This window comes from Paenisporosarcina indica, assembly GCF_001939075.1.
In the GTDB taxonomy this organism is placed as follows: Bacteria; Bacillota; Bacilli; order Bacillales_A; family Planococcaceae; genus Paenisporosarcina; species Paenisporosarcina indica.
Genome location: NZ_MPTA01000002.1, coordinates 600,674 through 625,501 on the forward strand (window position 1 = coordinate 600,674; position 24,828 = coordinate 625,501).

General features: G+C 39.1%; 25 protein-coding genes and 1 riboswitch. Of the genes, 16 read left to right on the forward strand and 9 right to left on the reverse strand.

The genetic code is table 11. The annotated features are described in order from the left end of the window. Positions 1 to 538: 538 nt before the first annotated feature. The 3 genes from GY23_RS08380 to GY23_RS08390 all read right to left on the reverse strand — a co-directional run bounded on the left by GY23_RS08380 (position 539) and on the right by GY23_RS08390 (position 5,692). Positions 539 to 1,345, reverse strand: coding sequence for a DUF2935 domain-containing protein (locus GY23_RS08380; protein ID WP_075618755.1), 807 nt, complete (start codon positions 1,343 to 1,345; stop codon positions 539 to 541). A gap of 70 nt (positions 1,346 to 1,415) precedes the next feature. Beyond that, on the reverse strand, positions 1,416 to 4,508 hold the full coding sequence (locus GY23_RS08385) for an AAA family ATPase (RefSeq protein ID WP_075618756.1): 3,093 nt from the start codon (positions 4,506 to 4,508) through the stop codon (positions 1,416 to 1,418). Then, a complete protein-coding gene (locus GY23_RS08390; protein ID WP_075618757.1) occupies positions 4,505 to 5,692 on the reverse strand; it encodes an exonuclease SbcCD subunit D in 1,188 nt (395 codons plus the stop codon). Before GY23_RS08390 ends, GY23_RS08385 begins: the two co-directional genes overlap by 4 nt. A gap of 301 nt (positions 5,693 to 5,993) precedes the next feature. Here GY23_RS08390 and GY23_RS08395 point away from each other — a divergent pair, with 301 nt between their 5' ends. Both GY23_RS08395 and GY23_RS08400 read left to right on the forward strand, forming a co-directional pair. Then, positions 5,994 to 6,914, forward strand: coding sequence for an S-layer homology domain-containing protein (locus GY23_RS08395; RefSeq protein ID WP_075618758.1), 921 nt, complete (start codon positions 5,994 to 5,996; stop codon positions 6,912 to 6,914). 200 nt (positions 6,915 to 7,114) lie between these two features. Beyond that, the gene (locus GY23_RS08400) at positions 7,115 to 7,744 is read left to right on the forward strand and encodes a YfbR-like 5'-deoxynucleotidase (protein ID WP_075618759.1); all 630 of its coding nucleotides are present in this window, start codon (positions 7,115 to 7,117) and stop codon (positions 7,742 to 7,744) included. 114 nt (positions 7,745 to 7,858) lie between these two features. Here the strand turns inward: GY23_RS08400 and GY23_RS08405 are convergent, their stop codons facing one another. Next, a complete protein-coding gene (locus GY23_RS08405; RefSeq protein ID WP_075618760.1) occupies positions 7,859 to 8,524 on the reverse strand; it encodes a DUF4085 family protein in 666 nt (221 codons plus the stop codon). 287 nt (positions 8,525 to 8,811) lie between these two features. On the opposite strand from GY23_RS08405, the gene GY23_RS08410 reads away from it, so the two are divergent. From GY23_RS08410 to GY23_RS08420, 3 genes are all read left to right on the forward strand, one after another. Further along, a complete protein-coding gene (locus GY23_RS08410; protein ID WP_075618761.1) occupies positions 8,812 to 9,030 on the forward strand; it encodes a DUF1659 domain-containing protein in 219 nt (72 codons plus the stop codon). Positions 9,031 to 9,050: 20 nt separating this feature from the next. After that, the gene (locus tag GY23_RS08415) at positions 9,051 to 9,260 is read left to right on the forward strand and encodes a DUF2922 domain-containing protein (protein WP_075618762.1); all 210 of its coding nucleotides are present in this window, start codon (positions 9,051 to 9,053) and stop codon (positions 9,258 to 9,260) included. A gap of 61 nt (positions 9,261 to 9,321) precedes the next feature. Then, positions 9,322 to 9,450 carry a YvrJ family protein gene (locus tag GY23_RS08420; RefSeq protein ID WP_075618763.1) on the forward strand — a complete coding sequence of 43 codons (129 nt, stop codon included), beginning with the start codon at positions 9,322 to 9,324 and terminating at the stop codon, positions 9,448 to 9,450. Between the two features lie 48 nt (positions 9,451 to 9,498). Here GY23_RS08420 and GY23_RS08425 read toward each other — a convergent pair whose 3' ends face one another. After that, positions 9,499 to 10,053, reverse strand: coding sequence for a GNAT family N-acetyltransferase (locus tag GY23_RS08425; RefSeq protein WP_075618764.1), 555 nt, complete (start codon positions 10,051 to 10,053; stop codon positions 9,499 to 9,501). Positions 10,054 to 10,256: 203 nt separating this feature from the next. On the opposite strand from GY23_RS08425, the gene GY23_RS08430 reads away from it, so the two are divergent. The 3 genes from GY23_RS08430 (at position 10,257) to GY23_RS08440 (ending at position 14,108) form a co-directional block, all read left to right on the forward strand. Then, complete coding sequence (locus GY23_RS08430) at positions 10,257 to 11,750, forward strand: MDR family MFS transporter (RefSeq protein WP_075618765.1); 1,494 nt, start codon at positions 10,257 to 10,259, stop codon at positions 11,748 to 11,750. A gap of 223 nt (positions 11,751 to 11,973) precedes the next feature. Further along, positions 11,974 to 12,705 carry a BsuPI-related putative proteinase inhibitor gene (locus GY23_RS08435; RefSeq protein WP_075618766.1) on the forward strand — a complete coding sequence of 244 codons (732 nt, stop codon included), beginning with the start codon at positions 11,974 to 11,976 and terminating at the stop codon, positions 12,703 to 12,705. 299 nt (positions 12,706 to 13,004) lie between these two features. Beyond that, complete coding sequence (locus tag GY23_RS08440; RefSeq protein ID WP_075618767.1) at positions 13,005 to 14,108, forward strand: DUF4236 domain-containing protein; 1,104 nt, start codon at positions 13,005 to 13,007, stop codon at positions 14,106 to 14,108. 99 nt (positions 14,109 to 14,207) lie between these two features. Here the strand turns inward: GY23_RS08440 and GY23_RS08445 are convergent, their stop codons facing one another. Continuing rightward, complete coding sequence (locus GY23_RS08445) at positions 14,208 to 15,314, reverse strand: 5-methyltetrahydropteroyltriglutamate--homocysteine S-methyltransferase (protein ID WP_075618961.1); 1,107 nt, start codon at positions 15,312 to 15,314, stop codon at positions 14,208 to 14,210. 140 nt (positions 15,315 to 15,454) lie between these two features. Further along, positions 15,455 to 15,559, reverse strand: a riboswitch (SAM riboswitch). Positions 15,560 to 15,918: 359 nt separating this feature from the next. Beyond that, positions 15,919 to 17,529 (reverse strand): catalase, encoded by a 1,611-nt coding sequence (locus GY23_RS08450; RefSeq protein ID WP_075618768.1) that lies wholly within the window; start codon positions 17,527 to 17,529, stop codon positions 15,919 to 15,921. 401 nt (positions 17,530 to 17,930) lie between these two features. Between GY23_RS08450 and GY23_RS08455 the strand changes: the two genes are divergently transcribed. The 3 genes from GY23_RS08455 to GY23_RS08465 all read left to right on the forward strand — a co-directional run bounded on the left by GY23_RS08455 (position 17,931) and on the right by GY23_RS08465 (position 20,155). Beyond that, on the forward strand, positions 17,931 to 18,719 hold the full coding sequence (locus GY23_RS08455) for a transporter substrate-binding domain-containing protein (RefSeq protein WP_075618769.1): 789 nt from the start codon (positions 17,931 to 17,933) through the stop codon (positions 18,717 to 18,719). A 61-nt stretch (positions 18,720 to 18,780) separates the two neighbouring features. Continuing rightward, positions 18,781 to 19,446, forward strand: coding sequence for an amino acid ABC transporter permease (locus GY23_RS08460; RefSeq protein WP_075618770.1), 666 nt, complete (start codon positions 18,781 to 18,783; stop codon positions 19,444 to 19,446). Beyond that, positions 19,433 to 20,155, forward strand: coding sequence for an amino acid ABC transporter ATP-binding protein (locus GY23_RS08465; RefSeq protein WP_075618771.1), 723 nt, complete (start codon positions 19,433 to 19,435; stop codon positions 20,153 to 20,155). Before GY23_RS08460 ends, GY23_RS08465 begins: the two co-directional genes overlap by 14 nt. A 47-nt stretch (positions 20,156 to 20,202) precedes the next feature. Here the strand turns inward: GY23_RS08465 and GY23_RS08470 are convergent, their stop codons facing one another. After that, a complete protein-coding gene (locus GY23_RS08470) occupies positions 20,203 to 20,571 on the reverse strand; it encodes a DUF2188 domain-containing protein (protein ID WP_075618772.1) in 369 nt (122 codons plus the stop codon). A 674-nt stretch (positions 20,572 to 21,245) separates the two neighbouring features. Between GY23_RS08470 and GY23_RS18560 the strand changes: the two genes are divergently transcribed. From GY23_RS18560 to GY23_RS08490, 4 genes are all read left to right on the forward strand, one after another. Continuing rightward, positions 21,246 to 21,425, forward strand: a complete 180-nt coding sequence (locus tag GY23_RS18560) for a hypothetical protein (RefSeq protein ID WP_075618773.1) — start codon at positions 21,246 to 21,248, stop codon at positions 21,423 to 21,425. Between the two features lie 289 nt (positions 21,426 to 21,714). After that, complete coding sequence (locus GY23_RS08480) at positions 21,715 to 21,879, forward strand: YvrJ family protein (RefSeq protein ID WP_075618774.1); 165 nt, start codon at positions 21,715 to 21,717, stop codon at positions 21,877 to 21,879. Positions 21,880 to 21,990: 111 nt separating this feature from the next. Further along, on the forward strand, positions 21,991 to 22,614 hold the full coding sequence (locus GY23_RS08485) for a sigma factor-like helix-turn-helix DNA-binding protein (protein ID WP_075618775.1): 624 nt from the start codon (positions 21,991 to 21,993) through the stop codon (positions 22,612 to 22,614). Continuing rightward, the gene (locus tag GY23_RS08490) at positions 22,607 to 22,861 is read left to right on the forward strand and encodes a helix-turn-helix domain-containing protein (protein WP_075618776.1); all 255 of its coding nucleotides are present in this window, start codon (positions 22,607 to 22,609) and stop codon (positions 22,859 to 22,861) included. Before GY23_RS08485 ends, GY23_RS08490 begins: the two co-directional genes overlap by 8 nt. Before the next feature lie 87 nt (positions 22,862 to 22,948). Here the strand turns inward: GY23_RS08490 and GY23_RS08495 are convergent, their stop codons facing one another. Then, positions 22,949 to 23,722: an N-acetylmuramoyl-L-alanine amidase family protein gene (locus GY23_RS08495; RefSeq protein WP_075618777.1), complete on the reverse strand. Its 774-nt coding sequence runs from the start codon at positions 23,720 to 23,722 to the stop codon at positions 22,949 to 22,951. A 413-nt stretch (positions 23,723 to 24,135) separates the two neighbouring features. Between GY23_RS08495 and GY23_RS08500 the strand changes: the two genes are divergently transcribed. Then, positions 24,136 to 24,762 carry a LysE family transporter gene (locus GY23_RS08500; protein WP_075618778.1) on the forward strand — a complete coding sequence of 209 codons (627 nt, stop codon included), beginning with the start codon at positions 24,136 to 24,138 and terminating at the stop codon, positions 24,760 to 24,762. Positions 24,763 to 24,828 lie beyond the last annotated feature (66 nt).

Consider the following 24,828-nt stretch of genomic DNA (forward strand, 5'->3'; position numbering starts at 1 on the left):
GAAAATTAATGGAAATGGAGTGTTTCTTACTTAAAGGTCAATAATTCCTACGTGAACTCCCTTTTTTCCTACGTCATCCCCAATTATTCCTACGTGACCCACGATTATTACAACTGAGCCCTCGCTCAGTCATTTAGCACTCTTTTCTCTTACAGAAACACCCATTAAGCTTAGCGTGCGGAAGCATCCAAGCGCTTGATTTGGGCTGCCGAAGGGCCTGGCAGCCTTTTCTGTGAAAAGAAGAACGGGAAACTCTTTCTGGAAAAGGGGTGTTTCCTACTTAAAGATCAATAATTCCTACGTGAACTCTCTTTTTTCCTACGTCATCCCCAATTATTCCTACGTGACCCACGATTATTACAACTGAGCCCTCGCTCAGTCAAAAAGTGTATGCTTTTTCCAAAGATACAATCAATATGCCTAGGCATGAATTATAGTGAAGACTTAGTCATGCTATATTGGTGACTTTTCACTGGTCCCTTAGGGTTAGGAGCAGCATTTTTTCTTTGCCTGTCAATCTTGACTTGGATCCGATGTTTCATTCGGTTCTTGGTTTTGCCGGGTCGCAATCTGGTGTTGGGAGATCTGTTGTTTGAGATAGTTTAATTAAGTAATAGCACTCTTCACGAGCCATATGGTCAGCCATTAATGCAGAGAATGTACCCAGTGCTTCTTTTTTGATTTCCATTTCTTCTAACTCGCGTAAAAAGCGTTTGAAAACAATCATTTCCAGATGCACATCCTTGTGGAACTTGGCAAGTGCAGGAAACTCCAGGACATTCGTACGAAGGTAACCTGCAAACTCTACCGCTTTCAAATAGAATCCTTCCCATTCTTTTGCGAACAGTTTTCCGTCTTCCTTCAGGTTTTTTTCCACTTGGTCCAGATTGGCATCAATTGCACCCGCATGACCGGCTGCGTCCAATAACCATAAAAGGTCATGGTGCAAGGAATGAACAACTGGCGGCATCTGGCCTTTGGCTAAGCAGGAAAAAATACGAATGGCTTCCTCTACTTCATTGACCATATGATTAATGAAAGTCGGAGACAAGGAAATCTTAATTTCCCCTACCAAGTGTTCTTTGATCAGGATTAATTTAAAATCACGAATCTCACAACTCAGGGTCTCAGCTTCTTGAAGGAGTAATAACAGAGATTGTTGGTCTACTGGTTGTTTTGAATTAAAAAGCAGTTTATCAAAACGTTTCTTGAAAGAGTTCGCAATTTCGATATATTCCTTCTCGCTCGGTGCCAAAGAGTCGTAAATGAATCGACTATGATCACCTAGTATTTGAAGCCAAAAGTGAAGTTCTTCCAAAGACTCATCGATAAAGGTTTTCGTCAAACACACATCTCCTTTTCATGTCTATACATACTTATGCAAAGGAGACACCCATTGTGTAGATTTTTTTCAATTACTTTATGACAAACTGCGTATGACTGTAGCCTTCTTTTGATTTTTTTACCTCTAAAATTGCAGGAATGGCCGTTTTTAATTCTTGTACATGCGAGATAACGCCGATCATCCGCCCCGATTTTTGCAAATCGATTAATGTGTCAATGGATTTGTTCAAGGATTCCTCGTCAAGCGATCCAAATCCTTCATCAATAAACATGGTGTCAATCGAGACATTGCCTTGGAAACTTTGGATAACATCCGCCATTCCAAGCGCTAAGCATAACGACGCGTTAAACTTCTCTCCTCCGGAAAGCGTTTTGACATCACGTGTTTGCCCTGTATACGCATCATATACATCTAGTCCCAATCCACTTTGTCTGCCTCTTGATTCCTGTCGTTCACTGCGAATCAAATGGAATTGGCCATTTGACAAATTCTTGAGACGTTCATTTGCCAATACGAGTATTTGTTCGAGATATTCAATTTGTAAATACCGTTCAAAGGAAATCTTTAAGCCATTATGACCTCTGATGACATCATGCAAATCCGTAATTTGGTTGAATTCTTGTTCTTTCATCATTGCTTTTTCATGGGAGTTTGAAATTTTCACGATTAATTGATCTGCTGTTTTTTTGTAGTCGATCGATTGATTGACTTCGTTCAACGCAGTTTCATAAGCTTGTTTCATCGTCGATAATTCACTTTGAAGAACGATCAAATCGGCTTTTTCTTTGTTTTCAAGTAGCGTGTTCAACTCTGCGACTTGTTCACTTAAGGTATGGCGAGCTTGTTTGAAAGCAATAATCTGCTCTTTTAGTGCAACCATTTCATTTCCCTTCAATCTTGCTAGTTGGTAGTCTCCTTCAGAATTGAAAGATGAATTCTTTAGAGCCGCCTTGAATTGAATGTCGGCCTTGTCTTTTTTATCATTTGTTTCTTGAACTGCTTGTTCCGTATGCTTAACTGTCAAAATGGAAGAAGAATGCTGCTCTTTTGCATCCTGATGTTGTTGTTGAATAGTTGACCAAGCATGTTCTAACTGATTTTTGTGGATATTTGTTTCTTTGATTTGCAGCTCTAATTGCGTTAAAACTCTTATTTCGTGCGGTATCGAATGAAGTTTGTCCTCATAAATGGCTTTCAACTTTTCGAAAGTAGAATTCATTTCTTGATACGACTTTTCGACTTGTACTTTTTTCAGTTGCAGTTCTTCTACTTTTACCGCCTGAACTTGATGTTGTTGCTTTTTTTCCAAGAGTTTTGCTTTATCTTTACGCATCGTACTTACTTCACGATCTACTTTCAGGCGGGACTCATCCAGGATTCCATAGACTGTTCTCGCTTGTTGAGGATCTACACCCAATGTCGTAAGTTCTTCGACTTTTTTGATGATTTGATCCGATAAAGCACTTTGTTTTGCAACCGCATCTCGATACTGGTTATCCACTTTATTTAATATCGACTTGGATTGTTCCAGCTCTTCTTTTGAAGGGGCAATGGTTTGATCTTGGTCATTTTTATTCGGATGCTCTACACTGCCGCATACCGGACAAGCATCTCCATCATGGAGATGAGCTGCCAACACACGTGCCTGATTGTCGAACCACTGTTGTTCCAGGGCTGTGTATGTTTCGTGAACTCTATCAAATTTCAGTTTCTCGTTGAGTGTTTCAGCCTCTTGCTCGCGAAATGCTTGCTGTATCGCGAGAAACTCGTTTAATACACGACATTGGTCATTTAGGTCGGCTAATGTTTGCACGTGCTCATCAAACACAACCAATCGCTGATCCAGTTGATCTATTTCCTGCTTCAGCACATGTAGTGACTCATTGCCTACCGTTACTTGTCGCTCAATCAACATAAAGTTTGATTTCAATTCTCCCAATTGTGTTTGAACTGTCTTTAGCTCGGATTCTTTTGTATCCATTTCCTTTACAATCGGCAAGAAATCATTCAATCGTATGAGCGTTGCAGTCACTTGCTCACGTTGTGGTAATTTCTTCTCTTCTTCTATATAAAGCTGATTCATCTGTTCCATTTTTTCCTTGGCCTTCGCTTCAGAATCATATGCTATATTTAGGATTTTTTCTTTTTCAAACGTTTCTTTTTGAAGATCTCTATATTGTCGTTCAATGGCTTCGATTAGGCTTGCACGTTCAGCTCTTTCCAGTTGCTTTTCTTTGTTATTAAACAAAGGCAAGTCCATGTTCAAAGATTTCAGTTTCTGTTCTTTCATTTCCCATTCAACAAATCGCTCGTTCAGACTTTTTGCTTGATGGAACTCATTGGATTTCTTCGTATGCTCTTTGTAAGCTTCGTCGTATTTGTTTTTATCAACGGTAATTTTCTCGTCATAATAGGAAACTTCTTCAGTTAAGCCTGAAATGATTTGGTGAATATTATATTGATCCTGAGCTAATGTATGAAAGACCGTTGATTCTCTTTTTGGAAGTACGGACTCAATATTTTGGATGAAGCCATTGGTTGATCGTTGTTCGATTTTTAATTCATCTTCAACTTGCGTTTTCTTTCGCTTGAGACGTTCACTGATCATTTTATACGGCTCAGTTTTAAAAATCTTCCGCAGTAATTCTTCTTTGTTCTCTGTTTCCGAAGTCAGTAACTTTCGGAATTCTCCTTGCGGGAGCATCACGATCTGACTGAACTGATTGATTGAAAGTCCAATGACTTGTTCTATTTTCGGATTAATTTCAGAAACGATTTGTCGTTCAACGCATGGAATTTCCCGGTCACTAAGTTTTTCAAAGAACTCATATTTTTCACCCGTAGCAGACTTATTGCCTTTTTTAACATGTCCCATCTGACGCAGGATTCGATACGTGCGATTATGGATCTCAAATTCCAACTCAACTGCTGTATGAACATCGTCTTCCGCAAAATCGCTGCGCATGCTTCGTGATTCACTACGGTCCTCCCCACTTGCCGAACCGTAAAGGGCAAAACAGATTCCATCAAAAATCGTTGTTTTCCCTGCTCCCGTACTGCCCGATATAACAAACAACTGATTCCCTTTCAGCTCATTAAAATCGATGATTTCCGTATGCTTGTATGGTCCAAATGCGGTCATTTTCAAGGATAGTGGTCTCAAATTTTCACCCCTTCTTTCTTGTCGGAAACAGGCATTTCCTGTTGCTCCATTAAAAATTCTTGGAGAACGTTTTTAAAGATCATTTCGGTTTCTTCAGATACCTTTACTCCTTTTACTTCTTCGTAGAACGCTCTAAATAGGGCGACTTCATCCATTTTCAATCGTGAACCTGACGTGCTTTGCTCGGAATCTTTCGTGATCGAATGCACTTTGCGTTCTACATGCATGGCATTTGGATAAACAGATCGTACTTTTTCCATTGGGAAGAGAATGGGCGTTTCATCAAGCAACTTCACAAACACATAATCTTCATTCACTGAGTGTTTTAATATGTCTTCGATTTTCCCTTCAACCGTGCGAATGTCACGATTTGGGGTTAACAAACGTTTTTCAACTGTGACATTCCCCTGTTCGTCCATATGCACGATGTTAAATCCTTTTTGATGATGCTCTTCCGAAATCGAATACTTCAACGGAGAACCTGAATAACGAATGGTTTGGTTTAACACATGATGCGCTTGATGCAAATGCCCGAGAGCCGTATAGTGAAAGTTCTTGAAATGTGAGGCACTTACATATTCAGCCCCACCAATTGACAGGGGACGTTCTGAATCACTCGTATTGTCCTCCGCTTCACCATGAGGTGTTACAAAAGCATGTCCAACAAAGACATGTCGAATCAACGGATCCATGGCAGATTCTAAATGTGCCGTTACGCTTTTCATGGCTTGATCATGCGAATGAATGTCTGGAATGTCCAATACATGACGAACTTGCGAAGGATCGGCATAAGGAACTAAATGAAAATGTACTTCACCAAACTCATCCTTCAGAACAACCGGTTCCATCTCTTTCTTTAGTTGACCGGTAATATGATAGCCATTGGACTTCATCATTCGACTGCCAAAATTCAACCGTCCCGGGCTGTCATGATTTCCTGAAACCGCAATAACCGGGGTGTTTAGTTCCAATACGATCGTTTCAAGTACGTCGTCCAGTAAATTAACTGCTTCCGTCGGAGGCACCGCACGATCATATAGATCTCCCGCAATGACGACTGCATCCGGTTTTTCTTCGGCAACTGCCGCGATAAATTGTTGTAAGATGAATCTCTGTTCTTCTGTCATATAAACACCTTGAACTAGCTTGCCTAAGTGCCAATCGGCTGTATGGAAAAATTTCATATGGATCTCCTTTCATAGGTCAACTCTTACTTGTATTTGTTACTTTCTATTATACTCTATTATGTTTTATCTTCCGCTTCATATTTACCAATAGTTGACAATAATTAACCGCAAATACCCACTAGCAAAGTTTTCTTTTTTCCTCAATGAACCCTCTTTGTTGTCGTATTTATCCCAATAACAATAGGGGTTCGCACGTCCATCATTTATCCCAATTATTTCTTGTATTTTTTAAAAAATTTACATGGTAAATTGAGTTGTACCAATTTGATAGATTCACTCATCCTAGGAGGAAAAATAAATGTTCAAGAGTTATAAAACACTTTTAGCTACTAGTTTAGTAGCAGTTATGGCTTTATTCGCCATCGTTCCCTCTGCTTCTGCAGCGCAACACAAATTTATTGATGTAAATCCAAATTATGACGAAGCTGTCAGTTTCTTATATGAATTTGAATTGATTAAAGGAAAGACACCTACAACTTTTGGGACTGACTTAAATCTTACAAGAGGCGATGCTGCAGTAATCTTGGCAAACGTGCTTGGTTTGGATGTTAAAAATGCTCCCGATGCTGGTTTTAAGGATTTAAACTCTCGTGTTAAAGGTTCAGTTAATGCACTTACTAAAGCAGGAATCATTTCTGGTATTACAAAAGAGAAATTTGGTCCGGATCTTCTGTTAAGCCGTGGCGCAATGGCTAAATTCCTGAACCTTGGATTTGGCTTAGAAGATTTTGCTACACCAACACCGTTTACGGATGCAGTTGGCGTATTCGCACCTCATATTGAAGCTTTATACGGAACAGAAATTACAGGCGGTAAAACCCCGACTACATTTGGAACAAACCTGAATATCAAACGTGGTGAATTTGCTAACCTTCTATACAGAAGCATCATCTTCAGCATGTACTTTCCTTACGCAGAGTCTGTAACAATCTTGAATCCAACAACAGTTGAAATCAAATTGACAGAAGCAGCACCTGAAGAAATTACGGCTGCAGAACTTGCCGGCGCGTTCTATATCGAGGCTTATTACACAGATGGTTCTGACGAAGAACTGACTTTTGCGGGAACAGCGTTATCTGCTGATCGCACTACTTTGACTGTTGAACTTTCTGCCAACAATTCATTGGTTGGCAAAAAAGGGACACTTGTGATCGACGGTGACATTGAAATCGATTTTGACTATGAAACACCAGTAGCGCACCCAATAGAAACAAAATAATCAATGAAACTCATCCTCCGATGGTACTAGGGGATGGGTTTTTTTGTTACCAAAAGAGGGAATGCCCCATATTGTATACAAAAGTGAAGAAAGACCGAAGATAATACTGAAAATCGTGCTATTAGCAGATCGGTGTACTTCGTTATTGCATTCACAATCGTGTACGGTAAAAGTCAACACCTTAAAGGAGTAGATAAGTTATGGGGATTCACAAATTTTTCACAAGCATGAATGACTTGGAGCGGATTATTCGATGCCCAGGTAAATTTAAGTTCGAGGAACATAACGTGGCAGCACATAGTTGGAAAGTATCTCAATACGCAATGTTTTTCGCAACCATTGAAGAAAATAACGGTGAAGCGATCAATTGGAAATCCTTATACGAAAAAACGATTAATCATGACTTTGCAGAAGTGTTCATCGGGGACATCAAAACCCCGGTTAAACATGCCTCTCCAGAACTGAAACAAATGATTGCACATGTTGAAGAAAAAATGATGGAGAAGTTCATTATCGAAGAAATCCCCGAAGAATTCCAACCTGTCTTCTTTGAACGGATGAAGGAAGGAAAAGATACAACCATCGAAGGACGTTTGCTGGAATTTGCAGATAAACTGGACCAATTTTATGAGTCCTTTTCTGAATTAAAACGGGGCAATACAGATCATGAATTTGTCGTCATGTACCAGGAAGCGTTGACGAAATTACTGAAAATACCGTTGCCCGCAAGTGTGGCCTATTTCCGGGATGTCATGCTAGAGGATGTCAAACGTGAAGAAACTGCACTCGATGTCCAAGCATTTACACAAAAAGTACTTGCGGATAAATAGGAAGAACATATGAAAAATGAGATACGATTATTCAAGAATACACCCCACTAGCTTGTGTTTAGTGGGGTGTATTTTAGTGAGTTACGCTTTTTCACTTCATATCCGTTGTTTTTGTCACACTGATGGATTCAATTCTTCAATCCATACGTCGTCCGCGACTATTTTCACTTCCTGCAAGGGATTGTCTAATAGGACATAATATTCAAACCCCTTCTCCTTAACGTACACCTCATCATACAACCACCAGCTGCCTGTTAGTCTTTCAGGAACAATAAGTTCTTTCACACCTAAAAATGTTACTCTGATGTCTGTGAAATAATGGAATCCACCACGGCAATCCAATATCATGACCAATACATCGTCTGAAGGTCTCTCGACGACAGTCACCTTCGCATCATGCAAGGAATTTTCGTGAAGCTTAATTACGTTTTCAGGTAACGAGTCTTTAATTGATTCATAGCTTTTTCTGTAGGCATCCCTCTTTGAGGTCATCCGCTCTTCAAATTTCAGCTGCCATTGATCTACCATTTCTCGAAGTTTCGGAGTAGGATACTCGGAATTGATTGTGCCATTGTAGATATATGTATGGAAAGATTCCGGAAGAAATTTCAATAAATCCTCTTTTATGTAGGCTAGGTTCTCTTTCTCAACCTGCTTAATATCTATCCCCTCTTCTTCATAATACGCAAGGTTTTCGTCCCATTCTGCCTTCGTATCCGGAAACACAAGAAACCCCGATACCTGCATTTCGTCATACCAATCTCTCATGAAATATTTCATATCGTTTCCTCCCAGGCTTCTATTTGAAGAAGTTTTTATTTTTATCGCAACCATGCGTATGCGATGTCCACAATCTTAACTACGGCAGACCCCTTTTGAACTGTTTATATTTCGCAGTTCTTTCGACTACAGTGAAGACTCTTTTGCAACTGTAACAACTAACTTCATATTTAATCATTCTTTTATGACATCACAGGCAGTGAATAGTAATTCCCATTAATTTTTTCGGAAAATGTCCACTTTTCCCCTCCAACTTTCTATATAAAGAATGAAAGGAGGTGGTAAGCATGGCAAGCATCGACTTTAAGCAAGCCGTGGTTCGTCTAACTTATGACGCAGGATTAACGCAAGACGGTAAAGTGATCAAGAAATCGAAATCGTATCGAAATGTCAATGAAAGTGTGACTGCGGATGAGTTGACAAATGTAATTGGTATTCTTTCTGGGTTTTCTTCTCGGACATTACTAACTGCAGAAAAAATCGAAACAGGCAAAATCCAAAACTAATTTGAAAGGGGAAATGACCAATGGCACAAGTATTAGAAATGTTGTTTGACACAGCCCAGGGGAAAAAATTCACGATTTCAGTGGACGAGCCCCGCCAGGACATTACTGGTCCTGAAGTGGAAAGCGGCATGCAGGCTTTGCTTGCTAGCAATGTGTTCTACGCGGACGGAGCAAACCTTGTTTCAGCCTACCAGGCACGCATCGTGGAACGTAATGTAACTGAACTGTAATCAAAAAATGGCTGCCACAATCTACTTGTGAGCGGTCTTTTTTGTAAAGGAGGAACGACAGATGAACGATTGGCTAACCATCATCCAAGAAGTAGGCTTTCCGATATTCGTGTCATTTTATTTAATGCACCGCGTCGAAACCAAACTTCAAATGATTCATGAAGCCTTGATTTCGTTGAAAACAACTTAAACCAATAGACCTTCCCAATATGGGAGGGTCTATCTTATTGATTCATAATCACCGATGCTTAAGATGATTTACTAATCGATACACGACCATACGATATACCCGATTCGATTCTTCATTTTGTTCGTCGACTCGATCGACCTCAAGGAAATCACTTGTTTCAAGTAGTTTGAGTGAACTCCGATTATTCTCTTCAGTGTAGGCATCTAGATTATCTAACTGCATCACGTCAAAACCGTATGCAGTCACACTACTTAATGCTTCTTTCATTAAGCCTTGCCCTTGATAATCCGGAATAATCCCATATCCTAGTTCCCCGCTATTCTCTTCCTTGTTTAGATTCCAAACACTGATGGACCCAATCACTTTTTCGGATTGTTTATGTTCAATCGCCCAGATAATCCATTTTTTAACGTCCACGCCGGCGTTCATCTTTTCGATGTAGGCTTTCGTTTCTTCGATCGTTGCATCAACTTGTGTATCGGTATATTCATTCATTTGGGGGTTACTTCTCATTTCAAACAAATCATGTGCATCGTTTTGATGCATTTTTCTTAACATTAAATTTGTCGTTTCAATAATTGGAAAAATACTAAAATCTAACATGTGAGCCACCTTCATTCTTGGGTATGGATTTAGTTTAATTGCGACGATTCGCAAACTATTAATTGTTTTTATTCTAACATTCCAGTTCTTAAATAAAGTATACAATTTGTAATGTGTTTTACATAAACTTTCTTTACTTACCTATATAAGGGTGATAAACTTCGGATTATCAATTTTACGTTATTAGAGGAGATTTGGAGCATATGAAAAGTGAAACAAAAGTTGTGCCAGTGATGGCTGCACTCTTGTTGGGAATATTTGTCGCATCGTTGGACAACACCATTGTGGCCACAAGCATGGGTTCAATCATTGGTGATATCGGTGGAATGGATAAGTATGTATGGGTAACATCTGCATACTTAGTAGCTGAAATGGCCGGAATGCCGATTTTCGGTAAGCTATCCGATATGTATGGAAGGAAAAAATTCTTTATTTTTGGTATCCTGCTTTTCCTGGTTGGTTCCATTCTGTGCGGAACTGCACAAACGATGACACAATTAGTCATCTTCCGTGCCATTCAAGGAATCGGTGGTAGTGCGTTAATGCCAATTGCCTTCACCATCATTTGGGATGTCGTGCCGAGTGAAGCACGTGGGAAAATGAGTGGATTGTTTGGAGCTGTTTTCGGGTTATCGAGCATTGCAGGTCCCTTATTGGGTTCATTTATAACAGACACCTTTCATTGGCGTTGGATTTTTTACATCAACGTTCCAATCGGCCTACTAGCTTTAGCACTTATCGTAATATTTTATAAAGAGTCAACTACACACACACGTCAGGTCATTGACTGGGCTGGTGCCATATTCCTTGTAGGCTTCTCTGTCTCGCTAATGTTCGCTCTGGAATTAGGTGGAGATACGTTTAGTTGGAGCTCTTGGCAAATTATATCGTTATTTCTTTTATCCATTGTGTGTTTTATCATTTTCCTATTTATCGAAAAAAATGCGAAAGATCCGATATTACCCTTCAGTTTATTCAAAGATCGTTTATACACTAATAGTGTCCTGACGGGTATGTTCTATGGTGGCGTATTTATGGTTTCCACCATCTACATCCCGCTTTATATCCAAGGAGTAACAGGCGGAACCGCAACCAACTCGGGCTTATTACTATTGCCGATGATGGTGACATCAAGTATTGCAGCTGCAATGGGTGGTGCTCTTGCGAATAAATTCAGTTATAGATCGATCATGATTGTCGCCAGCATCGTTTTGGCAATCGGAACCATTTGCCTAGGCACATTAGAACCTTCAACACCACGTTGGATGCTAACGATTTATATGATGCTCATCGGTTTTGGAGTGGGGCCCTCGTTCTCCGTTCTTGGGATGTCCGCTATTCAAAAAGCCCTACCTCAACAACGAGGCATCGCCAGTTCGACCAGCAGTTTTTTACGTGCTTTAGGAATGACCCTAGGAATCACAATCTTTGGCGTACTGCAAAAAAATATATTCACTGCGGGATTGCCTGAATCATTCAAGCAAAATGCAGAAGGTGAAGATAGCCGTGCCATCTTAACCCCTGAATTACGTGAACAAATCCCTGCAAATGTCTTAAAGGAAATCACGGAAGTCTTATCGGACTCTCTTACCACTACATTCTTATGGACACTCGTTCCGCTTGCGATTGCCTTTGTATTCATATTAATGATGAGCAAAGAAAAACTTTCAGATTCTCACATATATCAAAATAAATGAGATACCACAGAAATACTTATGCTACCTGCTTCCATTGTTCTTTTGGAGACAGGTAGTTTTTTTCGTCGTCATTTGATAAACGAAAGATAAACACCCCCAGCTAGACCGAAGTTACAATTTCAACGGTTCCTACTATTCACACTAAAAGAAAAATTCCAAAACCACTGTAACTCTTTTTCCCTCATAACGGTCTAATTGGTATAAACGAAAGGTGGAATAACAGATGAAAATGAAAAAGTTGCTTAGTGTTTTATCGACAGCAATATTCGTTCTCGCATTGGCCGGTTGTGGAACGACTGTGGATAATAGTGGAAATGAAGATAAGAATTCGGGAACAGGAAATGAAAGCACTGGCATTGTAGAAGGTTCTGTCGTGCCAAGTCTTGCAGAAAAAGCTGAAGGATCGCATCAATATGTGTTTGCCATTAAAAATGATAAGACGGAAGATATCACATTGACGATGAACAGTTCACAGTATTTCGACTATCAGCTATTGGATGATGCAGGAACTGTGCAATACACATATTCAGCTGATAAACAATTCACTCAAATGTTGGAAGAGAAAGTTCTGAAACCAGGTGAAATTCTTGAGATGCCATTTGACTTAACTGAAGGCCTAAACAACTTACCTGCAGGAACATATCAGCTCGATGTATGGTCAACAGCCAATGAAATGAAAGATGTGAAAGTTTCCAAGGATCATATCGTTTGGGAGGGTGCAAAAAATGCACCTGTTGATGGGAAACTATTTGTCGAGGAAGCAAGTGTAACGTATGTAGGACGTCAAGATTTGAACTCAATTGAAGTAATAAACGATCAAAATGAAACTGAAGCAATGAGGTTGACTGAAGTAGCAAAACCATTCTTTACTGAATTAGAAAAAGGAGCAAAAATCACTGTCTTTTACGTAGAACAAGACGGACAAAAAGTGATTCAAGATGCAACGAGAGAATAGAATCATTTTTCATTAACATCGACTCTTATTAGTTTAGCAATTCCCCATACACACAGAGTGTATGGGGGATTATTTGGGAATGTGAAGTTAATCGGCAAAGTTTGTGATTTATTCGGCATGCAGCGAAGTTTAATCGGCATTTCTTATGATTTAATCGGCAATTATCACTATTTATTCGGCAATAACTGAATTTAATCGATTTCACCCATTCCCCTCCTAATTAGAGACCAAAGTCACCTCCTATAAATCCCTTATACTGGTGTCTCTCATGTATAATTAGTGTATAAGGAGTGAGCTAAATGGGACTAAATTTTAGGAAGAGCATTAAGATTGCACCTGGCGTACGTATGAATTTTTCGACTCGAGGCGTTGGTGTCAGTGCTGGGGTAAAAGGGCTGAGGTACTCTGTGAACTCAAGAGGTCAGAGAAGAACTACCGCAAGTATACCGGGCACAGGAATCTCCCATACATCCTATTCAAGTTCGGGGAGAAAATATAATAGTAGCGCTCAACAACACAGGCAACAATTGGCGCGTCAACAACGAGAACAGGCGAAACTAGAAGAGCTTCAATTAGCAAAACTCGAGGTCGAACTGTACAACAATTCCATCGACTTGATCCATTCCATCCATAAAGAATGCGATGATTCATTTGATTGGGCAGAAATCCGGCATTATCGTCACCCACATCATACTAATTCTAAAGGGCAGTTTGAAATCGAGGCACAACAAAAGCTAGATGCTTTTAAGCCATCCATGATGCAAAAAATCTTAAAGACAGCAGATAAGGAAGAACAACACTTACAACTAGCTGTCACTCAAGCCCGTCAAGAAGATGTGAAAGAATTCGATGAATTAAAACGGACAATACGTCTAGCGAATCGAATTTTGCAACAAGATATTGATGCTTATTTTGATGTCATCGAGGAACTATCACCACTTGATGACCTTTTGGAATTTGGTAGTGGCTTCGAGTTTTTCATTGACGACCCTAAAGTATTAGAAGTGGAGTTTCATGTTCATACTAAAAACGTCGTTCCAACCCAAGTTAAATCATTGACAAAGACTGGCAAACTTTCCGTCAAAGACATGTCTAAAACGGTGTATTACGATATTCAACAAGATTATGTATGCAGCTGTGCGATTCGGATTGCTCGGGATATGTTCGCCATTTTGCCATTTAAAACAGTTGTAGTTCACGCAATGGATGAAATTTTGGATACATCAACTGGTCGGACACAAATTGTTCCGATACTGTCCGTGAAATTTGATCGTGAAGTGTTAAACAGCTTGAATTTCGATGCCATCGATTGCTCAGAGGCTATGGCCAACTTCGTGCATCAGATGAAATTCAAAAAAACACAAGGCTTCACACCTGTAGAAAAAATAAATGTAACCAGATAGGAATAATCACCTATATCACTTTAAAACACCACCTCTCACAAATCAGAGAAGTGGTGTTCTTTGTTTGCCTTAACGCTACTATAAAACTAGCAATTATTCTTATCCAAAAATTTCGTGAGATACGTCAACGATGAACTTCAATTTTGCCCACTGTTGTTCTTCTGTCAGGATATTGCCATGGTGAGTCGAAGCGAATCCACATTGGGGGCTGATGCATAATTGCTCCAAGGGCACATATTGAGCTGCTTCATTCACACGTGCTTTGATGGCTTCTTTATCTTCCAAATCACCATTTTTAGATGTGAAGACTCCAAGAACTACTTGTGCTCCACCAGTAGGAATATGTTCAAGTGGTTTGAAGCTGCCTGAACGATCATCATCGTACTCAAGGAAGAATCCGTCCACTTTTTCTTTCGCGAATAACGTCGGTGCGATCAACGCGTAGCTTCCTTCAAATGCCCAGTCCGATTTATAGTTCCCGCGACAAAGGTGAGTCGTCACATGTAAATCTTCCGGTTTGCCTTCGAGAACACCATTCACGACGCGCAATGCTAAATCAATCAAGTACTCCCTGGAGTACTGCCCATCATTGAACGGAATACCGGGTGCCGATAGACCCGCAATGTAAACATCATCAATTTGTAGGTAACGTGCCCCCGCTTCATAGAAAGCCTTGAACGCATCGCGATAGGCCGCGATGATGTCCTTTGCATATTCTTCGATGTCAGGGTAGATGTTGACGTCCCGAATCCCTGCATTGAAGAATTGATTTGGGCTCGGAATGGTTACTTTCGCAACAGCACGGTCAGCCACAATCTCATTGAACTCCACGAAGTCTTTGATGAACGGATGGTCTTGGTTGAAGGAAACCTTCCCTGTATTCCGGACATCGTATCTCTCGGTTTCGACATCATTAAATTTATATCCAGTTTCCGGAACATACCCCTCAACGCCATGGAAGTGCTCCATGAAATCCAAATGCCACCAAGTGCGTCTGAACTCACCGTCCGTCACTGCTTTTAAACCAATTTCGATTTGCTTGTCAACGATGCGTTTGATTTCTTTTGTTTCTACTTCACGCAGTCCCTCAGCCGTGATGTTTCCCTCTTTGAATTCTTGTCTCGCTTGATGCAAGTTCGCTGGACGCAGTAAGCTTCCGACGTGGTCTGCTTTAAATGGTGCTTTGATTAATGTTTTTGTTGTCATGTACAATTCCTTCTTTCTTGTATGTATATTTTCAAGCTTGATAAAAGTTTTTGATTCCACACGTTGATTCTTCATTTTCCCCAAATAAAAACAGGAGCTCTCTTCAAAAAGAAGAAAGCTCCTGTTGTAGGAACGCATTCTTCTCATCTTCTAGGCTATGCCTATTGGAATTAGCACCTTGGTCTTTGTCAGACTGGTTGCTGAGACATCACAGGGCCAAATCCCTCCGTCTCTCTAGATAAGAAATTACATATGCAGTTGTGTGAAAATCAATTTCTCTAACTTTAATACATTTCAAAACGAATATCAACAGTAAATTCAAAATTAATTGAAAATTTATTTTTTGGTATTAAAAGCGTTGATGTTCTTTATCGTACATTTGCGCTAGCCGCATGAGCTGACAAGTATGAAGACCGTACAACTAACTTGTGGGTCTCTCGCTTAACGCTCTAGAGGCATCCTCCTCCGCAAGCTCGTCGCAGAAAAGCTGTGCTGTGCGCAAATGTAAGCTTTATTTTTCATTAGTATCAACAGCATACATAAACAGAGCATTTTACTTACTACTGTTCGCAACAAACCATTATTTGAAACATTACGATTTATATTAATATGGATCTGCTTCTTTACCCAATGATTTTGCTTTGTCATTGATCTTGTCCGCTTCATACGTACCTGTATGGTCTTTATCCTTCATTTCTTTCCTTGCTTTAGCTAAACCGTCAGACAGGCGTTTACCGTAGTCACTATCTGCCATAGTAAAATGCTCAATCATTTTTTCTTGAATATGCGGCTGGCAAATTCTAATGGCATCGACCAAATTACTAATCAATTCAGCTTTTTCCCATTCTTCGAACTCACGGTAGGTTTGTCCAGTTTGTCCATAGTTATTTGTGCGGTCGATTGATTGTCGAACGAGCTTATCATTATATTGCGGCGTATGTTCTTTACCAATTTGTTTCGCTTCTTTCAATCCATTCAGCGAGGAAGGCTCGTAATTCACGTGCGGGTTTTGTCCAGGGGCTATATTCGTATGGTACGACATCTGTCCCCCTTGCTGATTCGTCGCCACTCGTTTTTTAGGAGCATTAATTGGTAATTGTAAATAATTGGCCCCGACTCTGTGGCGTTGTGTATCCGAATAAGAAAACGTACGTCCCTGCAGCATCTTATCATCTGAAAAGTCTAGTCCATCTACTAGAACACCCGTACCGAATGCAACTTGTTCGGTCTCATTAAAGAAGTTCTCAGGGTTTTTATTGAGCACCATCTTGCCGACAGGAAGGAATGGAAACTGATCTACTGGCCATAGCTTCGTATCATCCAGTGGATCGAAATCGAGTTCAGGGTGTTCGTCATCACTCAAAATTTGGACGAATAATTCCCACTCCGGGAAATCTCCTTTTTCAATTGCATCATAAAGATCTTGAGTGGCATGTCCCAAATTCTTCGCCTGAATCTCTTCAGCTTCGCGTTGGGTCAGATTTTTAATTTTTTGTTTCGGTTCCCAGTGATATTTAATCAACACTGCTTCCCCATCTTTATTTACCCATTTATAGGTATTCACGCCAGATCCTTGCATTTGTCGATAATTCGCAGGAATTCCCCACGGTGAAAAAACAAATGTAATCATATGAAGCGTTTCGGGTGATTGGGAAACAAAGTCAAACATCCGCTCAGGATTTGGTACATTGGAAACTGGATCATTTTTAAAAGCATGAATCATATCAGGGAACTTGATGGCATCACGGATAAAGAAAATCTTCAAGTTATTCCCGACCAAATCCCAATTGCCATCTTCCGTATAGAATTTCACCGCGAACCCGCGTGGATCACGAGCCGTTTCACTGGACTCCTTCCCGCCGATTACCGTGGAAAATCTTACGAATACTGGCGTCTGCTTGCCTGCCTCTTGAAACACCTTCGCCCGCGTGTATTTACTGACTGGTTCATCTCCAACTTTTCCATAGGTTTCAAAATAGCCATGAGCCCCTGCACCTCTTGCATGAACAACTCGCTCAGGTACTCTTTCCCGATCAAAATGAGTGATTTTTTCAATGAAATCATAATTTTCTAAAGTCACTGGTCCCCGATTTCCTACTGTTCTTATATTTTGATTGTCCGTAACGGGGTGTCCTTGTCGATTGGTTAAGGTATCATGCGATTCGCCTGTACCGGTTTTGTTATGTTGAGAATTCTCTTTTTCATGATTTGTCAAAACCCATCCTCCTAGATTATCAGCCTTTGTATATACATTACCCATCTTGCCCAATAGAAATAGAAATTAACGGCCATATTACGTATTACCAAAACAATGACCCTCCCTCTAAACAACAAACCATTTTTCTTTTTAAAATTCAAAAATCGATATAAGTACATGCAGTTTCATTTAATAATTATTCATTCAAATTAATACTTAATTAATTGTCACTGTCTTTTAAATAACAAATAAAACATGGATATTGCATATGAACACTATGCATAAAACAATTCTTTATAACCAATTGTCAGAAAAATATAACTTTATTATTTTGTATAAAAATACTTCCAAATTTATATTTAGCGTGTTAAAATTCATAAAACAGTATATATATACAAATAACAAGGAGGAATTTAGAGATGAGTAAAAAGTGGAATTTGTTTAGTGCAGTGGCATTAAGTGCAATAGTTCTCACGGCGTGCGGAACTGATACTACAGGCAGTACAGCAAAAAATGGGGCGGAAGGATCAAGCGACAAAAAAGTATTGGAAATGGCAACATCGGCAGATTTCCCTCCTTTTGAATCACGTGATACTGCAGGAAATTTCGAAGGATTTGATATTGATCTGGCTAATTACATTGCGGATGAAATGGGTTACGAACTAAAAATTCAAGACATGAAATTTGATGGTTTGATTGGAGCATTGCAATCAGATCGTGTCGATTTGGTTCTCTCAGGGATGTCTGCAACAGATAAACGTAAAAAGAATGTAGATTTTTCAATAGAATACAATCGCTCAGGTGAAATGTTCATTACCTTGAAAGATTCAGATATACAAACATTAGAAGATTTAGAAGGAAAAACAGTAGGCGTTCAATTAGGGACAATTCAGGAAGACGGTGCTAATAAAATCAAGGAAGACACAGTTGACTTTGAATTAAAAGCAGTCGATAACGCAAATATTCTAATCCAAGAACTATTATCAAACCGTATTGACGTTGCTTACATGGATAAAGCGGTAGCACAAGGTTATATCGCCGAGCAAGATTTGGCTGGCTTTAACGATCCGACAACAAGTTCTCCTGGAATGGCCGTTGCATTCCCTAAAGGAAGCGACCTAATCAAAGAAGTGAATGCAGCCATTGAGAAAGCGGAAGAGAGCGGAAAACTTCAAGAATTGAAGGACAAATGGTTATCTGAAGAATAAGACGAAAAATAGTTCTTCAGAAACACATACACAAAGCAAAAATGGGAATGAGGTGTAAGCCATGAATTTAGACTTCAGCACGATCACGCCCTATATTCCTTTTATGTTAGAAGGAATTTGGGTAACTATAAAATTTGTATCAGGAGCACTCGTATTCGGATTTATATTAGGAACTCTTTTGGCATTGTGTAAAATTAGCAGCATCAAACCTTTGAATTGGTTGGCAATGGTATATACCTCTATTTTCCGTGGTACACCATTAATCCTTCAGTTGATGTTCTTCTATTTAGCCATTCCTCAATTGACTGGCTATGACATCTCCCCTTTCTTATCAGCCGTTTTGGCTTTTGGTCTGAATTCCGCAGCCTATATTTCTGAAATTATTCGTGCGGGAATCCAGGCAGTTGATAAAGGGCAAACAGAAGCAGCGATGGCACTCGGTGTGCCTTATAATCAACTGATGAGAGACATCATCCTGCCGCAGGCTCTCAAGAACATTCTGCCTGCACTCATGAATGAGGTCATCACATTGACGAAAGAGTCTGCCCTTGTTTCCACCATTTCCGTCTTGGATTTGATGCGCCGTGCACAAGTGGTAGGTGCGGATCTTTATCGAAATTTCGAACCATTACTTTTCGTTGGTTTCATCTATTGGGTCATGGTCTTTGGCCTTTCCTCGATTGGCAGAATGATTGAAAGGAGGTTGAAGGTAAGTGATCAAAGTTGAGAACTTAACTAAGAAGTTTGGGAAAAATGAAGTGTTATGCGGCATTTCCACTGAAATCGCCAAAGGAGAAGTCGTTTCCATCATCGGTCCTTCAGGTTCAGGAAAATCAACATTTCTGCGTTGTATTAACTTCCTGGAAACACCAACCTCAGGCCGCATTATGATAGAAGGTCACGATATGACCGATTCCAAGATCCCTATTCATAAAATGCGTCAACAAATCGGGATGGTATTTCAACACTTTCATCTCTTCCCGCATTTGACGGTTCTTGAGAACTTAACCTACGCACCGATGAAAGCAAAAGGCGTTAAAAAACAAATTGCCGTAGAAAAAGCACGCGAACTTCTTAAAAGAGTCGGCTTATTAGAGAAGGAAACTGCGTATCCAAGTAGCCTTTCTGGAGGCCAAAAACAACGTGTGGCAATTGCCAGATCACTCGCTATGGAACCTGATTTAATGCTGTTCGATGAACCAACGTCCGCTCTAGATCCTGAAATGGTGAAAGAAGTACTGGATGTCATGAAGGATCTGGCAAAATCGGGGATGACGATGGTGGTCGTTACCCATGAGATGGGCTTTGCACGTGAAGTTGCAGACCGTATTCTCTTTCTGGATCATGGCGTTCTGCTGGAAGAAGGCAAACCAGCTGAATTTTTCACTCATCCTAAAACCACTAGAGCAAAAGAGTTTCTAGACAAAATATTATAAGAAAAGATTGAACCCAGTAGTGCTGTAACTACTGGGTTTTATCATCTTTAATCATTTTCATACAATGTATCTTGTAGAGAACCATCTTCATGGTGAATTTTCAGCACTCCATTTTTTTCGTTCACATATGGCTTTGCTTTATCAAGTAATTTTTGTTTAGTCTCTTCTACATAAATGGCTCGATCACTTTCTTCTTTAGTTAATTGCCATCCATCAGCATGCGAATTCACCTCATAGACCACTTGTTCATTCGTTCCACCAACGTACTCTCTCGCTTTTTCAGTGGCAATAGCAATGGCACGTCCTTCTTCCATTCCATCTTTAAGAAGAGCATTGGCAATTTCAATTGCCTTGTCTCTGACCTCTCTATTTAAATTTTTAAAAGAGTCCGGGTAATCATTCTTATTCCAAGGCATATAATCGTCTCCTTTTTAATGTAGAGATTTCCCTGTTGGACTCGTTTAAAACATAGGCAATTTAAATATGATGCTGTTTTTCTAGTAGGACACGTAGGATTTATCGTCATTGACGTAGGAAATTTCTCAGATCCAGCGTTGGCGCCTTTCAAGTGGTCGCCGAAGCATGAATTGCAGTGAACACTTAGTCACGTCTATATTGGTAGACGTTTTCAATGACCTTCTTAAACATTTCAGACTTTTATGGATAAATGCCTCTTTCGTATTTTATATACCATAACATGATCATTGCCAAAACATAAAAACAACTCTAAATCAATTTCTTACCATTTTCTACTAAACTTTTAAGTGAAAGTTCAGATGTCGATAAATGGATTAATTCCAATTATTAAGTAATATTTTGTCACAGATTAGTTAATTATTACCAAAAACAGCCTGTTTTTTCACTTTTTAAATCGTACATTGGAACCTATACTATTTTTTTCAAAATTAATACAATTGAAGGACAACACGATTTACTTAATTAGGAATTGAGGAGGAATAGAATGGAAAAATTTTCATATTAAATATCACCCAAATTACGAAAGCACCTGGAAATAGTACATGAAATACCAAAAGGAGTTAAGGTTATCCGGGCACCTGATCTGGAAGGATACAAAAGGAAAGGTATTGTCGTGGCTTTATTTGATACGGACCATCGTTCTGACCATCTAGATTTAGAAGACCGCATCACCGGTGGTTACAATTTTACAATTGAACGTGATTTTACTGAACCTGAATTGTATTCACAGTTAATAAAAAGAACAGTTCCACTCGGCAACTTTCCAAAAATTGTAGGGTACTTGTTTACTTAACTCTTTTAGATCATGTCAAAAAAGTGCTTGATAAACAGTCGTTACAAACTTTGGTAAATATATAAGGTGAAAACAGATGTCCTGTACTAAAAACAAGTCATCTGTTTTTAGATTATGCAGGTTCATCCCTTCAGTCTTTCCTACCTTTTACCAGTGAGACTGGAATAACTGATTTAGAACTAATTTCCAAAATTTATATTTTTAGAAAAATATTCTTTGGAGGTTGTGAAATAGTCCAATAGTTCTTCTTTAATTAGTAACTACAAATTAAAGAAGGAGAGGATATTTCATGAATACTACATTAGATGTGTCCCTATGGACAACCATTTTAGGGAATTTTGGGTTTCCAATTGCGATTACTGTTTATCTCTTCTATCGGTTTGAGAAAAAACTTGAAAAGCTAGAAACTGTCATAGTTGAACTGAATGAGGAAATTAAAGATTCTTATCACTGAATCAGGTAAAAAGGTGTAGGAAACCAGCATGATTGTAGTAAACAGTAAATACAGTACCTTATCTTTTTTACCGCTTAACTGAACGAACGTTCTTTTTGAGGGGGAAATGATTTGAACGATTTATACAATGGTTACGATCGAAGTATTGATCGGTATCTTGAGAAAATAGAGAAACATCTACAAAATCCCATTATCAAATCGTTTTTTGAGGCACCAGGTAATCTAGACCTATTAAAAGAAGTGATCGACAACCCAACGGATTTGTTAAAGAAAAAACTGGATGATACCTTCAGAGAGTTTTACTTCAAAATCAGATTTACCACTTATTTATCTCAAGCCATTTACTTTAATGCAATCAATTTTGATAAGAAAATCAAGTTATTTTCAGAAAGGAATTTAACGATTTTAGATAAACCCTTAAAAGGCGATCATGAGGGAACATTGATTGATGTATTGAGTTCAGCAGAATGGAAGGACAAACAAGATGTTTTTCCCGCTTCTTCAGATATCAGTGACCATTTAACGAGTGATTCCTTATTTTACGGGGCTCAACTGTTAACAGATAATCAACGTCAATTATTAAGCTTGGCTTACATTTATGGATTAAATGACTCAGAAATCGCCGTATATTTAAATAAATCCCAACAAGCGGTTTCCAGAAGTCATAAAAAAGCCTTAAGTAAGCTTCGCGAAGTCATTGAAATAGACAGAGAAGGAAGGGGTTTGGGTGATTGAGAGTTTATATACACTGGTGAAACAGTCAAGAACTGATAACAACTCACTGGTATGTGTCATTGATATTTTTTCTCCTAAAATCGACCACTCATTAAAGCAGACAAAACAGCAATTCAGAGAAGACTTATCTCAAGAATTGAAAATTAAATTACTGGATTGTATCAGAAATTATGAAGTTGATAATATTCCCGGGTATTTTCAAATGATTGAACTACTAGAAGGAAGGATAGAAAAATCAATATTATGATGATGATGGCTAAGTTCATACAAGTGACACCGCCAGTAATACCCAGTGTTTACTGGCGTGTTTTACTATTAATCATGTCACGGTGGATTATGGTTGTTTGCGGTTTTCAATTGTTGCTAATAAACACAATGCATCATCTAATGAAAGTTGGCGATTTTTGGCAAGTGCTACCCATTTTGAATCACCCAGTATGCCTTCATTTGTGGCATTTTGTAAAAGTGTAATGAATTCATTCATTAATGTACTAGTTGATGGTTTCAAATATCTAACCCCCTCGATTGGCTTAAAATCTTCTATTAACTTCAAATTAAGATATTCTGCTACACCGCGTGCAATTCCTACTCCTTGTGACTGAAGAATTTGCCCATCCCTCATTTTCATGATGTCGATTCTGCTATCCATAAACCCACCTTCGACAAGTACAGCCGGCATATTCGTCTCCCGTAATTCATGGAAGTTGGCGAACTTTATTCCTCGATCACTCAATCCCATCGCCTTTACTGCATGTGGATGAATCGTACTTGCCAATTTTAGTGAAGTTGAGTTTTCTTCCAAATTAACCATGACATATGTTTCGACTCCACTATGAGCTCCCCACACTCCACTTAAAGCATTATGATGACAACTGATATACACATCAGCTTGCCATTCGTTCGCTTTGTTTGTTCGAGTCATGAGAGGAACGTCCGTTTTTCCGCTGGGATCATCCAATCTAAGTTGCTGTACTCCCTCATACTTAGCCAGATAAGCCATAGCTGCATGTACTACTTGGTTATTAAAAGACCATTCTCTTTCATCATCCGGCGTACGTTTGCCCGATGTATTCATTCCGTGTCCTGCTGACCATGCGACTTTAATCATTTTACACCTCCTCTTTTGAATTCTCGACTACTATACTAAGTTCTGTCGAGATGATTATTTATACATATGGCACTATGATCAAGCAAAAATAGTAGCCACATTCTATTTATATTCACTGGAATCTATTTGACTTGATTAACTAATAGAGCAAATTATTCTCTACATAATGATAGAAAACGTAAAAGTAATAGCTTCATACCATTCCATAACAGACATCATAATATGCATTAACACTAAATCAATCCTCGGATTTATTTAGAATGTCCAGTGCACTGTTTTTAGTTTAACGAAAAATATTTAGTGACTCAAAGTTTTTAATGGAATTTTTCATTCTTGGCACTTCAGTGTAGTCGTACAAGTAATCTGTTTCGAATATGATGCAAAAAACATCATTTTACTGGAGGGCTATTTTCATGAATTCCATCTTTACCTACTTTTTTTTGGGTGTATCTTTAGCTGCACCTATTGGCCCTGTTAAGGCAACGTTATTAAATACGGGGATTAAAAATGGGTTTTTCCATGCCTGGCTTTTTGGAATTGGGGCGATTGTAACGGATATCTTGTATATGCTCATGGTTTATTTTGGACTTGGTCAATTCATTGATTATCCATTAATGAAAACAGTTCTGTGGTCGTTTGGCTGTTTCGTATTGATATATACAGGAATTGAAAATTTACTGACATTACATACGGTTGAAATGAAAAAAAAGTATGGCAAAACGACCCGATTACGAAAATCACTATTAACAGGTTTTTTCATGGCATTATTGAATCCCCTAACGATCCTATTTTGGCTCGGGATTTATGGTTCGATTCTTGTCGGTGCGTCTGGAACCTTGAATGGCTACCAAATCATACTGTATAGCGCTGCCATTTTACTTGGCATTGCACTAGTTGATTTGATTATGTCTTTGCTATCTAGTGGATCACGAAAAATATTATCACCCAAATTCTTGAAATCGATATCGATCGTTTCTTCCATCTCCATGATTGGATTTGGAGTCTTTTTTGGGATTCAAGCTTATCATTCCTTATTTTGATTTTCTTATAAGTGAGAAGTACTTCTTACACGCATAAAAAAGTGCTCCTGGGAAATCATACATTGA